Source organism: Roseovarius sp. M141 (assembly GCF_024355225.1).
GTDB lineage: Bacteria > Pseudomonadota > Alphaproteobacteria > Rhodobacterales > Rhodobacteraceae > Roseovarius.
In genome coordinates this window covers 612,528-626,081 of record NZ_VCNH01000008.1, presented here as the reverse complement: position 1 = coordinate 626,081, position 13,554 = coordinate 612,528, and the positions used below count along the sequence as shown (strand labels likewise).

The window sequence follows — 13,554 nt, the reverse complement described above, 5'->3', positions numbered from 1 at the left end:
ACGTGAAACATTATGACTTCGACGTTCTGGTTATCGGCGGCGGTCACGCCGGTTGCGAGGCTGCGCATGCAGCCGCGCGAATGGGCGCACGTACGGGGCTGATCACACTCACACGCGCCGGTATTGGTGTCATGTCTTGTAATCCAGCTATCGGTGGGTTGGGTAAGGGGCATCTTGTCCGCGAGATTGATGCGCTGGACGGTGTTATGGGACGTGTCGCTGATGCGGCCGGGATTCAGTTCCGGCTCCTCAACCGGCGAAAGGGCCCGGCGGTTCAAGGGCCGCGAGCGCAAGCCGACCGGAATATCTACCGGCGCAAAATGCGTGCTGAGATGACAGATCAGAAAAATCTGTCGATCATCGAGGCGGAAGCCACTGATTTCTTGATGGAAAATAGCAAGGTTTCGGGCGTTATTCTAAAAGATGGATCGCAAGTTTCATCAGGATCTGTTGTCCTGACGACAGGAACCTTCCTGCGAGGCGTTATCCATATCGGGGATGTCTCGCGACCGGGCGGGCGCATGGGAGAAGAGCCGTCGGTCAAGCTCGCAGAGCGTATTGATAGCTTCGGCCTTGCCATGGGTCGTCTGAAAACCGGCACGCCACCGCGGCTGGATGGGCGTACGATCGACTGGGGCGTTCTAGAGAAGCAGCCGGGGGATGATAGTCCTACGCTTTTTTCCTTTATGTCCAGCGCTGTACAGGCAGAGCAAATTTCATGCGGCATTACCCGAACCAACGAGGGCACCCACGAAATCATACGCGATAACCTTGGTAAATCGGCAATGTATGGTGGTCACATTGACGGCGTGGGACCGCGGTATTGCCCATCAATTGAGGATAAAGTTGTCCGTTTTGCGGATAAAACATCCCACCAGATTTTTCTGGAACCGGAAAGCCTGACAGATCACGCGATTTACCCGAATGGCATTTCCACATCACTGCCTGCGGATGTGCAACTGTCATATGTCAGGTCGATTACAGGGTTGGAAAAGGCCGAGATTCTTCAGCCTGGCTACGCGATTGAGTATGACTATATCGATCCGCGGGCCTTGGATGCGACGCTTGCGGTACGGAGCGTGCGTGGACTTTACCTTGCGGGCCAAATCAACGGGACTACTGGCTATGAAGAGGCTGCGGCTCAGGGTCTGGTCGCGGGACTAAATGCCGCTTTGAGCGCGCGCGGGGAGGATCCAGAGATATTTGGCCGGTCGCAAAGCTATATTGGCGTGATGATCGACGATTTGATTACGCGCGGAGTATCAGAGCCATATCGCATGTTTACGTCACGCGCTGAATTTCGTCTATCGCTTCGCGCTGACAATGCTGACCAGCGGCTCACGGGCCGTGGGGTTGAGATCGGCTGTGTTTCTAACGGCCGTCGCTCTTTGTTCGATAAAAAGATGGAACAGTTGTCGACTGCACGGCGGCGCATAGAAAGCCTGTCTTTTACGCCACGCGATCTGGAATCTCTTGGCCTTACGGTGAACCAGGATGGCTCTCGTCGTACCGGGTTTCAGGTTCTGGCGTTTCCGGAGGCGAACTTTGGGCATCTTCGAAGGCTGGAGTCCTCGCTGTCCGACATAGATCAAGATACTGCGGATCAGTTGGAGAGAGACGCGCTCTATTCGAATTATATCGCGCGTCAGGAGCGAGATGTTGCCGTGTTGGAGCGGGACGCAGCCCATGTGATTCCGAAGGACTTCGATTACAATTGCTTAGGCGGCCTGTCGAACGAGCTCAAATCTAAGCTGGAGCAAGTGCGACCGGCAAATCTGGCGCATGCTTCGCGTATTGATGGGATGACACCGGCCGCGCTTACGCTTCTGCTGACGCGTATTCGGCGGGCTTCTGGAGCGCGTAAGGGATGATCGATCTCCTGCAAGATGTTTCACGTGAAACAATTGATCGCCTTCGGTCCTTTGAGGATATAGTTGTGAAGTGGACGCCGAAGATCAATCTGGTCTCACGACAGGATCGGAGCGTCGTCTGGGATCGGCACATACTGGACTCAATGCAGATGTATAGCCTGGCCCCCAAGGGATTTTCCAGATGGGTGGACTTTGGATCTGGCGGTGGATTCCCTGGTGTGGTCGTGGCGATCCTGTCTGAAGCTTCAAAAACACCCAGTACTGTGACGATGATCGAAAGTGACTCAAGAAAAGCAGCGTTTTTAAGGGCCGCTTTAAGGGAGACGGGCGCGCGTGCGACGGTCATCAATGACCGAATAGAACAGGTTAGACCTCAGAACGCAGATGTGGTTTCGGCTCGCGCGCTGGCCGATCTGGCCAGCCTACTCCAGCTTGCAAAGCCGCATATGAATGCCGATGCGACGTGTATATTCGCCAAAGGCGCCAAATGGCGCACTGAATTGTCCGAAGCAGAAACAAAGTGGAAGTTCAATCATGCAGTTGCTACAAGCAATCTTGACCCGGACGCCGCAATTTTAAGTATAAGGGAACTGTCCCGTGCCTGATCCAACACGTCCAAATGGGCCACGCATTATCGCAGTGGCAAACCAAAAAGGGGGGGTGGGTAAAACGACCACCACGATCAATCTCGGGGCGGCCCTTGCCGAAAAGGGGCTGCGCGTCATGATCGTTGATCTTGACCCCCAGGGGAACGCTTCGACGGGGCTGGGGATCGAAGTCGAAGACCGTGAATTCACGACATATGATCTGCTGCTCGATGACATAGATCTGGGTCAGGTTATTCAGCCGACCCGGTCGGAAAACTTGTTGGTTATTCCAGCGACAGTTGATCTGAGTTCTGCCGATATCGAGTTGATATCGAACGAAAAACGCAGCTTTCTTCTGCATGACGCGCTGCGCCAGACGGCGATGGACCGATATGATCTGGACTATGTGCTGATTGACTGCCCGCCATCGCTGAATTTGCTGACCGTCAATGCGATGGTGGCTGCGCATTCCGTTCTGGTCCCGCTTCAAAGCGAGTTTTTTGCTTTGGAGGGGCTGTCGCAACTCATGCTGACCATCCGCGAGGTTCGGCAATCGGCCAACCCGACGCTGGGTATCGAAGGCGTGGTGCTTACCATGTTCGATTCGCGCAATAACCTGTCGGGGCAGGTTGAAAAGGACGCGCGCGACAATCTGGGTGATTTGGTTTTCAGGACGCTCATTCCACGGAACGTCCGTCTAAGCGAAGCGCCGTCCTATGCGATGTCGGTGCTGGATTATGACCCTCATTCCAGGGGGGCCGAAGCGTACAGAGCGCTGGCGAAGGAATTGATGAAAAACCGCGCGCCGGTGGCTGCGTAATCGAAGGAGCGTAACATGGTGGACAAGGTTCAACGGCAGCGCGGACTGGGGCGTGGTCTGTCCGCGTTGATGGCGGATGTGAATGATCGCACCACTGGGGGCGAATCTGCGCCGCGCCAACCGGATATGATGGTTCCGATCGAACGTGTCGTGGCGAATCCCGATCAGCCACGTCGACGTTTTGATCCTGATCTGCTGAATGATCTTGCCGCATCAATCAAGGAAAAGGGAATAATTCAACCCCTGATTGTGCGTCGCAAAGGCGAGGGCTACGAGATTGTTGCCGGTGAACGTCGCTGGCGCGCTGCGCAAAAGGCGAATCTGCACCAGATCCCGGTTGTGATCCGGGACTTTGACGACACCGAAGTCCTTGAAATCGCGATCATCGAGAATATTCAGCGCGCAGACCTCAATCCTGTCGAGGAGGCCGCCGGATATGTTCAGTTGATGAATAAGTTCGGCCATACGCAGGAAAAACTGGCCGAAGCCCTGGGTAAAAGCCGGAGCCACATTGCCAACACAATGCGCTTGATGCAGTTGCCGGAGGCGGTGCAAGTCTATGTGACGGAGGGCAAGCTGTCGGCGGGCCACGCCCGGACGCTGATCACATCCGCTGATCCGCTTGCGTTGGCCAAGAAGGTCATCGCGGGCGACCTTTCGGTGCGGGATACCGAAAAGCTGGTCCGCAAGGCCGCAGACGCTGCGAGGCCAAATGATGGCTTGACCAGCAAGCCCGCGTATCGCCCGTCAACCAAGTCCGCTGACACCAAAGCATTGGAAGATGATCTGGCAGCTAACCTAGGGATGAAAGTGTCCATTGATCATAAAGATGGGGCCGAAAGCGGTGTCATTACGATCAGTTACAAGACGCTGGACGAGCTCGACGAGCTTTGCCGCATCATGTCGACCGGCAGGTAATGCTCAGTCCGGCAACAGCTCGGTAATGACGGAATTCAATAGCATCCGCCCTTGCGCGGTCGCGGCAAGCGTCGTGCCGTCGAATTGGACCATGCCAAGATCTGTCAGCCGGGCTATCACAGACGGGTCAAGCGGGGCCTTGGCCAGATTTTCGTAACGCAGGACGTCTATCCCGGTGGACAGGCGCAGGCCCATCATCAGGTATTCGCCAGCCCGGTCCCGATGGGGGACAGCGGCCCAGGGTTTTTCCGATTTCGCATCATGGCTGCTACCCAGCCATCTGGCAGGATTGGAGAAGGCCTCGGTCGCCCAACGTGTGCCATCCAATGTAAGCCTGCCATGCGCGCCTGGCCCGATCCCGATGTAGTCGCCCTGCCGCCAGTAGATCAGATTGTGCCGCGATTCAGCGCCTGGTGCGGCATGATTTGACACCTCATAGGCGGGCATGCCCGCCGCGCCGCACAGGTCCCGGGTGACTTCATACATATCGACGGCCAGATCGTCGGTTGGCAATCCGCGCAACCCACCCGCGTCCTGGCGCGCGCCAAAGGCTGTGCCCGGCTCGATCGTCAACTGGTAAAGGGATAGGTGGTCGACCGCCATCGACAGCGCCTCGGACAGTTCGGCGCGCCAATCGGCCAGCGTCTGATCCTGCCGGGCATAGATCAAGTCAAAGCTGACCCGATCAAAATGGGACCGGGCAATGTCGAAGGCCGCGCGCGCTTCGGCAACGGAATGGATGCGCCCCAAACGCCTGAGATCCGTGTCATTCAGCGCCTGAATGCCCATGGAAATGCGGTTTACGCCCGCAGCGGCATAACCGGCGAAACGCGTTGCCTCGACCGAGCCGGGGTTCGCCTCTAGCGTTATTTCCAGATCGTTCGCCAGCGTCCAATGATGGCGTATGCGATCCAGGATCGCCTGAACCGTCTCGGCGGGCATTAGGCTGGGCGTGCCGCCGCCGAAGAACACCGAATTCAGGACCCGGCCCGTAGTCAATGCGGCATAGCGGTCAATCTGGCGCAGGTAGGCGGTGCGCCAGGCGTCGTGGTCAATGACGTTCGATACGTGGCTGTTGAAGTCGCAATAGGGGCATTTGGCCGCACAGAATGGCCAGTGCAGATAGAGGCCAAAACCCCCATATCGCCAATCTTCAATCAAAGCAGCCCTTCACCAGTCTGGCAAAGGCATCGGCGCGATGGCTGATGCGGTTTTTCAGATCCGGGTCCATTTCCGCAAACGTGATGTCGTAGCCGGTGGGCTGGAATATCGGGTCATAACCGTGGCCATTTTCTCCGCGCATTGGCCAGATGAACCGCCCTTCGACGGTGCCGGGAAACACCTCGTTATGACCGTCGGGCCAGGCCAGCACCAAGGTGCAGCAGAACCGCGCGGACCATGGCTGGGCCGCGCCGTTGGCGCGCAGCTTGTCATGTGCCTTGGTCATTGCCATGGCAAAGTCACGACCCTCGGGCGTTTCGGCCCAATCTGCTGTATAGACACCGGGGGCGCCGCCAAGCGCGTCGATTTCGATCCCAGAGTCATCCGATAGGGAGGGCAGGCCGCTCGCCGCGGCGGCGGCATGCGCCTTGATCCGCGCGTTCCCGGCAAAGCTGGTTTCAGTCTCGTCCGGTTCGGCCAGATCGCGCTCGGCGGCGCCGATCACCTTGATGCCGTAGGGCTGTAGCAAACTGGCGATCTCCGCCAGCTTGCCTGCGTTATGCGTTGCCACCAGCAGCGTATCGCCGGTGAATTTACGCATTGACCGCTGCCAGTTGGGCTGCGGCCAGTTGCGCCACGCCTATTTCAGCAAGGTCCATCAACTGGTTCATCTGATCGCGGTTGAATGTGGCGCCTTCGGCGGACATCTGCACTTCGATCAATTTGCCTGACTGGGTCATGATGAAATTTCCGTCGACGCCTGCCTCGCTATCTTCGGGGTAATCCAGATCCAGCACGGCCTGCCCGGCATAGAGCCCGCAGGACACCGCCGCGACCGGATCAACCAGCGGGTCGGACACGACGGCGCCGGTCTTGATCAGCTTCTGCACGGCCAGCTTCAGCGCGACCCAGCCGCCGGTGATGGCAGCGCAGCGGGTGCCGCCGTCGGCCTGAATGACATCGCAATCGACGGTGATCTGGCGTTCGCCCAGTGCCACGCGGTCAACGCCCGCGCGCAGGCTGCGCCCGATCAGGCGCTGGATTTCGACGGTGCGGCCGCCTTGCTTGCCGGCGGTTGCCTCGCGGCGCATGCGCGATGTTGTCGACCGGGGCAACATGCCGTATTCTGCGGTGACCCAGCCCAGCCCAGACCCCTTGATGAAGGGCGGTACGCGGTCCTCAATCGTGGCGGTGCACAATACATGGGTGTCGCCGATGCGGATCATGCAGGATCCTTCGGCATGTTTTGTCACGCCGGTTTCGATTGAAACGGCACGCATTTCGCTTAGTTCTCGTCCGGACGGGCGCATGGTGATACCTCTTGGCTGTTTACCGCGCCAATACAGGGGCGCGGGCTGGTATGGCAACCCCGATTGACGTGGGGCGAAAGGCGGCCTTAACTGCCGTGCAACGCAAGGAACCCGAGATGAGCGACGGCAGAAAACTGCTGGAAGAGATGAACGACCGCTCCCGCGAGGTGTTTCGCCGGGTGGTAGAGGGGTATCTGTCGACCGGATCGCCCGTCGGATCGCGCAACCTGACCCGCGACATGAGCGAGAAGATCAGCGCCGCGACCGTGCGCAATGTCATGCAGGACCTCGAATACATGGGCCTGCTGGACAGCCCGCATGTCAGTGCCGGCCGTATCCCCACGCAAAGCGGGCTGCGTATGTTTGTCGACGGTCTGTTGGAGGTTGGCGATCTGCAAACCGCCGACCGCGAGCTGATGGACAGCTCCATGTCGTCCAATGCACAGGACGTCGCGGGCGTGCTGGACCGGATCGGCCAGACGCTGTCGGGTGTCACGCAGGGCGCGTCGCTGGTTCTGGCGCCGAAACACGAGGCGCCGATCAAGCATATCGAATTTGTCGGGCTGGGCCATGACCGCGCGCTGGTGGTTCTGGTCTTTGCCGATGGGCATGTGGAAAACCGGATTTTCGCGCCCCCGCCCGGACAAACCCCCAGTTCCATGCGCGAGGCTGCGAATTTCCTGAATGCGCTGGTCGAGGGCAAGACGCTGAGCGAGGTGCAGACCGTCATCGCCCGCCACATTCAGGACCGCCGTCAGGAAATCGATCAACTGGCCCATGCGATGGTCGAAAGCGGCCTTGCCGTCTGGGCCGGAGAGGGTGAGGGGCCGGAGCGCCTGATCGTGCGGGGCCGGTCCCATCTGTTGAACGCAGGTGGAGATGAGGGCGAGCTGGAGCGGATACGAACGCTGTTCGATGATCTGGAGCGCAAGCGCGACATTGCCAATTTTCTGGAACTGGCGGACGAGGGCGAGGGTGTGCGCATCTTTATCGGGTCTGAGAACAAACTTTTCTCACTTTCGGGTTCCTCTTTGGTTGTCTCTCCATATATGAACGCTGACCGGAAGATCGTCGGTGCCGTGGGGGTCATTGGACCCACACGGCTGAATTATGGGCGGATCGTTCCGATCGTGAATTATACGGCGCAGCTGGTGGGCAAGCTGATCGCCGACAGAAGTTGAAGGACTATGACATGGCAGAGCGCAACGAGAACGATTTTCTGGATGACATCGCAGAGGCCGAGGCCGAAGCGTATGACGACGCCGGAGCCGAAATCTCCGACGAGGCGATCGAGCTGGATTCGCTCCGGGCCGAGCGGGACAAGTTTCACGACAAGTTCCTGCGCGCGTTGGCGGACGCTGAAAACGTGCGCAAGCGTGCGGACAGGGATCGCCGCGAGGCTGAAAATTACGGTGGGTCCAAACTGGCCCGCGATCTGCTGCCGGTCTATGACAACATGAAACGCGCCGTCGATTCGATTGGCGAGGATCAGCGCGAAGCGTCCGCGGCCCTGATCGAAGGGATCGAGCTAACGATGCGCGAGCTGATCGCGATCTTCGCCCGGCACGGCGTGCGCATCGTGTCGCCGCAGGTCGGGGACCGGTTTGATCCGCAGCATCACGAGGCGATGTTCGAGGCGCCGTTGCCGGGGACCAAGGCCGGCGACATCATCCAGGTCTCGGCCGAGGGATTCATGCTGCACGACCGCATACTGCGCCCGGCGCAGGTGGGCGTGTCGTCGATGCAGGGCTGAACGCTGCACTGAAACCGTGAAACAAAGACGCCCCGAATGGCCGTTCGGGGCGTCTTTGCGTTAGTTCGATCCAGCCTGATCCAGCATCGCTTTTAGATCGTAAATGATCTGAAGCGCGTCGCGCGGACTCAGATCATCGGGCAAGATGCCTCTTACGGCGGCTTCGACCTTTGACGGCGCGGTTTTGACAGGCGGCGGCACCGGGCGGCTGGAGAACAGTGGCAAATCGTCGATCAGGGCCTGCCGCGCGCTGCCGCCTTCGCGTTCGCCCCGCTCCAGGGCGTCCAGGACGACGCGTGCGCGCTCGATCACCGTGTGCGGCAACCCGGCCAGTTTCGCCACCTGCACACCATAGGACCGGTCGGCGGCGCCGCGCCGGACCTCGTGCAGGAAAATGACGTCGCCCTCGTGTTCCTTGACGGTGACGGTGGCGTTATCGACGCGGGCGAGTTTCTCCGTCAGGTTGGTCAGTTCATGGTAGTGGGTGGCAAACAGGGCGCGGCAGCTATTGACCTCGTGCAGATGTTCCAGCGTGGCCCAGGCGATGGACAGCCCGTCATAGGTTGCCGTGCCGCGCCCGATCTCATCCAGGATCACCAGCGCCTTGTCGTCAGCCTGATTGAGGATCGCGGCGGTTTCGACCATCTCGACCATAAAGGTCGACCGGCCCCGCGCCAGATCATCCGAGGCCCCGACGCGGCTGAACAACTGGCTGATCATGCCGACATGGGCTGATTTGGCAGGCACGAAGCTGCCGGTTTGCGCCAAAAGGACGATCAGCGCATTCTGCCGCAGGAACGTGGATTTACCCGCCATGTTCGGGCCGGTCAGCAGCCAGATGTCGCTGGCCGCGCCCAGTGTGCAATCATTGGCCACGAACGGCCCGCTGCCTTGCGTGCGCAGGGCGTGTTCCACGACCGGGTGGCGGCCCTGCACGATTTTCAGCGCCCGGCTGTCATCGACGTCGGGGCGGCACCAGCCACATTCGACGGCCAGATCGGCCAGCGCGGCGCTCAGATCGAGCTCGGCCAGCGCGCGGGCCGCCTGAGTCAGCTTTGCAGCATCGGCCAGAATGGCAGTTCTCAGCGTATCAAACAGCCGTTTTTCGATCTCAAGTGCGCGACCGCCGGCGTTCAGGATACGCGTTTCCATTTCGGATAGCGCAACGGTGGTAAACCGCACCTGATTTGCCGTGGTCTGCCGATGTTTAAACGTCTCGCTCAGCGGCGCAGACAGCATTTTTTCCGCATGGGTCGCCGTGACATCGACAAAATATCCTAAGACATTGTTATGTTTTATCTTTAGCGACGAAATTCCGGTCTGCTGCGCGTATTCCGCCTGCATTTTCGCGATGACGCCGCGCCCTTCGTCGCGCAGCTGGCGGGCCTCATCCAGGTCGGAATCATATCCCGCAGCAATAAACCCGCCGTCGCGCGCCAGATGCGGCGGCTCGGCGATCAGCGCCTGATCCAGCAGATCGGCCAGCGTATCATGGCCGGTCAGATCATCGGCCAGCTGCGCAAGTTCAGGCTGTATATCGTCACGGCGCATCAAGATGGCGATGGCTTCTGCGCCCTCCAGCGCGTTGCGCACGGCGGCCAGATCACGCGGCCCGCCGCGATCCAGCCCCAGACGCGACAGCGCGCGGTCAAGGTCGGGCACCTTGCGCAGATGATCGCGCAGAGATTGTCTAAAGCCAGACCGCTCCACGGCAAAGGATACCCTATCCAGCCGGACCTGAATGACGTCCAGCCGCCGTGACGGCGCGGACAAGCGGCGTTCAAGCAGACGCGCGCCGCCCGCGGTAACCGTGCGGTCCATGACTGACAGCAAGGTGCCCGCCCGGCCGCCCGACAGCGCGTGCGTCAGTTCCAGATTGCGCCTTGTGGCGGAATCGATCTGCATGACACCGGCCAGGTTTTCGCGCTGCGGCGGCTGGAGCAGGGGCAGCTTGCCCTTCTGCGTGATCTCCAGATATTCAACCACGGCGCCCAAGGCGGCGATTTCGGCCCGTTCGAACGGGCCGAACGCATCCAGAGAAGTGACGCCAAACAGCGCACATAGCCGCGCTGCCGCGCCGGTGCTGTCGAACGCCGAGCGGCCCAAGGGTGTGACTGCAGCGCCCGATTCAGTCACTAAACCGGCCAAATCAGTCTCTGATCCGTCAGCAATCAACACTTCGCTCGGGCTGAGGCGGGCCAGTTCCGGGCCGATGCGCGCCGCCTCCAGCGACATCACATGCAGGGCGCCGGTCGAAATATCGCTCCAGGCCAGCGCATGCGCGCCGCGCACCTCCGCGATGGCGGCCAGGTAATTGTGACGGCGCGCCTCCAGCAGCGATTCCTCGGTCAGGGTGCCGGGTGTGACCAGCCGAACGACGCCGCGTTTGACCACGGATTTTCCGCCGCGTTTCTTTGCCTCGGCCGGGTTTTCCAGCTGCTCGCAGACCGCGACGCGAAACCCCTTGCGGATCAGCGTCAGCAGATACCCCTCGGCCGCGTGGAAGGGCACACCGCACATGGCGATATCCTTGCCCGCATGTTTGCCGCGTTTTGTCAGCGCGATATCCAGCGCCTCGGCGGCGAGGGCGGCATCGTCAAAGAAAAGCTCGTAGAAATCGCCCATGCGATAGAACAGCAGGGCGTCCTGATGCTCGGCCTTGATGTCCAGATACTGCGCCATCATCGGCGTGACTGTGTCGGTGGTCACTGCATGCTCCCTATTATCGGCGCGAACCTACAAACCAACGCCGCGCTGCGAAAGCCCCGAATGTCTGACCTGTTGAGGCGGACGCATTAGACGGTTATGCAAGGATCAAACCCATTTTCAGGACGCACGCGCACATGGCAAACCCAAAGTTCACCCCAGAAGAGGCGCTGGCCTTTCACCTAGAGCCGACACCGGGGAAGTTCGAGATTACCGCGACCGTCCCGATGACGACGCAGCGCGATCTGAGCCTGGCCTATTCGCCGGGGGTGGCCGTTCCATGCCTTGCCATTCAGGATACCCCGGAAGCGGCTTATGACTATACGAACAAGGGCAATCTGGTCGCCGTGATTTCCAACGGCACTGCCGTTTTGGGGCTGGGCAATCTGGGCGCGCTGGCGTCCAAGCCGGTGATGGAAGGCAAGGCGGTGCTGTTCAAACGCTTTGCCGACGTGAATTCCATCGATATCGAGCTGGATACAGAAGACGCGGACGAATTCTGCAACGCGGTGCGCCTGATGGGGCCGACATTCGGCGGCATCAACCTCGAGGATATCAAGGCGCCGGAATGCTTTATCATCGAGCAGCGCCTGAAGGAAGAGATGGACATCCCCGTCTTTCACGACGACCAGCACGGCACGGCGGTGATCTGCGCGGCAGGTCTGATCAACGCGCTGCATCTATCTGGCAAGAAGATCGAGGATGTCCGCATCGTGCTGAACGGGGCCGGGGCGGCGGGGATTGCCTGCCTTGAGCTGTTGAAAACAATGGGCGCGCGGCACGAGAATACCATGATGTGCGACACCAAGGGGGTGATCTATCAGGGCCGCTCGGACGGGATGAACCAGTGGAAATCCGCGCATGCGGTCGAAACGGACCGACGCTCGCTGGCGGACGCGATGGAGGGCGCCGACGTGTTTCTGGGCGTGTCGGCCAAGGGAGCGGTGACACAGGACATGGTCGCCAGCATGGCGCCCGATCCGGTGATCTTTGCCATGGCCAACCCCGACCCGGAAATCACCCCGGAGGAGGCGCATGCCGTGCGCGAGGATGCCATCGTTGCCACCGGGCGCAGCGATTACCCCAATCAGGTGAACAACGTGCTTGGCTTTCCCTACCTGTTTCGCGGCGCGCTGGACGTCCATGCCCGCGCCATCAACGACGAGATGAAGATCGCCTGCGCGCAGGCATTGGCCGCGCTGGCCCGCCAGGACGTGCCGGACGAGGTGAACATGGCCTATGGCCGCAAGCTGGCCTTTGGGCGCGACTACATCATCCCCGCGCCGTTCGATCCGCGCCTGATTTACATGATTCCGCCCGCGGTGGCCAAGGCGTGCATGGACACTGGCGCCGCGCGGCGGCCTATCGTCGATATGGACTCCTACGAGGCCTCGCTCAAGGCGCGAATGGACCCGACGGCCAGCATCATGCGCTCGATCAACGCGCGGGCGCGCCAGGCGCAGGCACGGATGATCTTTGCCGAGGGCGACGATCTGCGCGTGTTGCGCGCTGCCGTGCAGTATCAGCGCGCAGGCATGGGCAAGGCGCTGGTCGTGGGCCGCGCGGATGAGGTCAAGTCCAATCTGGCGGGGGCGGGCATGGCCGATGCGGTGGACGAATTGGAAATCGTGAACGCCGCCAACACCGAACATCTGGAGACATACCGCAACTTTCTGTATGATCGCCTGAAGCGCAAAGGGTTTGATCGCCACGATATCAACCGGCTGGCCAGCCGCGACCGGCATGTGTTCGCATCGCTGATGCTGGCGCATGGGCATGGTGACGGCCTGATCACCGGGGCGACGCGCAAATCGACCTACATCCTGGATCTGATTAACCACGTCTTCGATGCGGATGCCGAACACGGCGTCGCGGGTGTCACCGCCCTGATGTACAAGGGACGCATCGTGCTGATCGCTGACACATTGGTGCAGGAATGGCCGGACGAGAATGATCTGGCCGATATCGCCGAACGCGCCGCGACGGTTGCCCGCAATCTGGGGCTGGAGCCGCGTGTGGCTTTTGTCAGCTTTTCCACCTTTGGCTACCCAAAATCCGAGCGCGCCGAAAAAATGCACCGCGCGCCGACTGTTCTGGAGGCACGCGGCGTCGATTTCGAGTTCGAAGGCGAGATGACCGTAGATGTTGCGCTGAATCCGGTCGCGCAGGAGGCCTATCCGTTCCAGCGCCTGACCGGTCCGGCGAACATTCTGATCGTACCGGCGCGGCACTCGGCCTCGATCTCGGTCAAGTTGATGCAGGAAATGGCGGGCGCCACCGTGATCGGCCCGATCCTGTCGGGGCTGGATAAGTCGGTGCAGATCTGTTCGTCGTCATCGACAGCGACCGACATCGTCAACATGGCTGTGCTGGCGGCGTGCAAGGTCGGATAACCGGGCGCCCGGTGCCGGTAGTACGATTGGGTATT

Annotated in this window: 11 protein-coding genes; 7 read left to right on the top strand and 4 right to left on the bottom strand. The window is 60.3% G+C overall.

Annotated elements, in window-relative coordinates; genetic code table 11:
* The first annotated feature begins 2 nt into the window (after positions 1 to 2).
* From mnmG to FGD77_RS07155, 4 genes are read left to right on the top strand one after another with little or no spacing between them, the layout of a single operon-like run.
* Positions 3 to 1,871, top strand: coding sequence for a tRNA uridine-5-carboxymethylaminomethyl(34) synthesis enzyme MnmG (gene mnmG, locus FGD77_RS07170; RefSeq protein ID WP_255007915.1), 1,869 nt, complete (start codon positions 3 to 5; stop codon positions 1,869 to 1,871).
* A complete protein-coding gene (gene rsmG / locus FGD77_RS07165) occupies positions 1,868 to 2,476 on the top strand; it encodes a 16S rRNA (guanine(527)-N(7))-methyltransferase RsmG (protein ID WP_255007912.1) in 609 nt (202 codons plus the stop codon). Before mnmG ends, rsmG begins: the two co-directional genes overlap by 4 nt.
* On the top strand, positions 2,469 to 3,278 hold the full coding sequence (locus tag FGD77_RS07160; RefSeq protein ID WP_255007901.1) for an AAA family ATPase: 810 nt from the start codon (positions 2,469 to 2,471) through the stop codon (positions 3,276 to 3,278). Before rsmG ends, FGD77_RS07160 begins: the two co-directional genes overlap by 8 nt.
* Before the next feature lie 15 nt (positions 3,279 to 3,293).
* Positions 3,294 to 4,196 (top strand): ParB/RepB/Spo0J family partition protein, encoded by a 903-nt coding sequence (locus FGD77_RS07155; RefSeq protein WP_255007899.1) that lies wholly within the window; start codon positions 3,294 to 3,296, stop codon positions 4,194 to 4,196.
* Positions 4,197 to 4,199: 3 nt separating this feature from the next.
* Here FGD77_RS07155 and hemW read toward each other — a convergent pair whose 3' ends face one another.
* Genes hemW through rph form a run of 3 tightly spaced genes read right to left on the bottom strand, consistent with a single transcriptional unit; the run spans position 4,200 to position 6,667 of the window.
* The gene (gene hemW, locus FGD77_RS07150) at positions 4,200 to 5,354 is read right to left on the bottom strand and encodes a radical SAM family heme chaperone HemW (protein ID WP_255014130.1); all 1,155 of its coding nucleotides are present in this window, start codon (positions 5,352 to 5,354) and stop codon (positions 4,200 to 4,202) included.
* Positions 5,350 to 5,958: a non-canonical purine NTP pyrophosphatase gene (locus FGD77_RS07145; protein ID WP_255007897.1), complete on the bottom strand. Its 609-nt coding sequence runs from the start codon at positions 5,956 to 5,958 to the stop codon at positions 5,350 to 5,352. Before FGD77_RS07145 ends, hemW begins: the two co-directional genes overlap by 5 nt.
* Positions 5,951 to 6,667, bottom strand: a complete 717-nt coding sequence (gene rph, locus FGD77_RS07140) for a ribonuclease PH (RefSeq protein ID WP_255007894.1) — start codon at positions 6,665 to 6,667, stop codon at positions 5,951 to 5,953. Before rph ends, FGD77_RS07145 begins: the two co-directional genes overlap by 8 nt.
* A 116-nt stretch (positions 6,668 to 6,783) precedes the next feature.
* Here rph and hrcA point away from each other — a divergent pair, with 116 nt between their 5' ends.
* Positions 6,784 to 7,848, top strand: coding sequence for a heat-inducible transcriptional repressor HrcA (hrcA, locus tag FGD77_RS07135; RefSeq protein ID WP_255007892.1), 1,065 nt, complete (start codon positions 6,784 to 6,786; stop codon positions 7,846 to 7,848).
* Positions 7,849 to 7,859: 11 nt separating this feature from the next.
* Positions 7,860 to 8,420, top strand: coding sequence for a nucleotide exchange factor GrpE (locus FGD77_RS07130; RefSeq protein WP_255007890.1), 561 nt, complete (start codon positions 7,860 to 7,862; stop codon positions 8,418 to 8,420).
* A 60-nt stretch (positions 8,421 to 8,480) separates the two neighbouring features.
* Here the strand turns inward: FGD77_RS07130 and mutS are convergent, their stop codons facing one another.
* Positions 8,481 to 11,105, bottom strand: coding sequence for a DNA mismatch repair protein MutS (mutS, locus tag FGD77_RS07125; protein WP_255014128.1), 2,625 nt, complete (start codon positions 11,103 to 11,105; stop codon positions 8,481 to 8,483).
* Positions 11,106 to 11,263: 158 nt separating this feature from the next.
* Here mutS and FGD77_RS07120 point away from each other — a divergent pair, with 158 nt between their 5' ends.
* The gene (locus FGD77_RS07120) at positions 11,264 to 13,519 is read left to right on the top strand and encodes an NADP-dependent malic enzyme (protein WP_255007888.1); all 2,256 of its coding nucleotides are present in this window, start codon (positions 11,264 to 11,266) and stop codon (positions 13,517 to 13,519) included.
* The last annotated feature ends 35 nt before the right edge of the window (positions 13,520 to 13,554 follow it).

Excerpts from the sequence above, each read along its gene's own strand:
- rsmG (WP_255007912.1), top strand. The coding sequence starts at position 1,868 with ATGATCGATCTCCTGCAAGATGTTTCACGTGAAACAATTGATCGCCTT.
- FGD77_RS07155 (WP_255007899.1), top strand. The coding sequence starts at position 3,294 with ATGGTGGACAAGGTTCAACGGCAGCGCGGACTGGGGCGTGGTCTGTCC.
- FGD77_RS07145 (WP_255007897.1), bottom strand. The coding sequence starts at position 5,958 with ATGCGTAAATTCACCGGCGATACGCTGCTGGTGGCAACGCATAACGCA.
- rph (WP_255007894.1), bottom strand. The coding sequence starts at position 6,667 with ATGCGCCCGTCCGGACGAGAACTAAGCGAAATGCGTGCCGTTTCAATC.
- hrcA (WP_255007892.1), top strand. The coding sequence starts at position 6,784 with ATGAGCGACGGCAGAAAACTGCTGGAAGAGATGAACGACCGCTCCCGC.
- FGD77_RS07130 (WP_255007890.1), top strand. The coding sequence starts at position 7,860 with ATGGCAGAGCGCAACGAGAACGATTTTCTGGATGACATCGCAGAGGCC.
- mutS (WP_255014128.1), bottom strand. The coding sequence starts at position 11,105 with ATGATGGCGCAGTATCTGGACATCAAGGCCGAGCATCAGGACGCCCTG.
- FGD77_RS07120 (WP_255007888.1), top strand. The coding sequence starts at position 11,264 with ATGGCAAACCCAAAGTTCACCCCAGAAGAGGCGCTGGCCTTTCACCTA.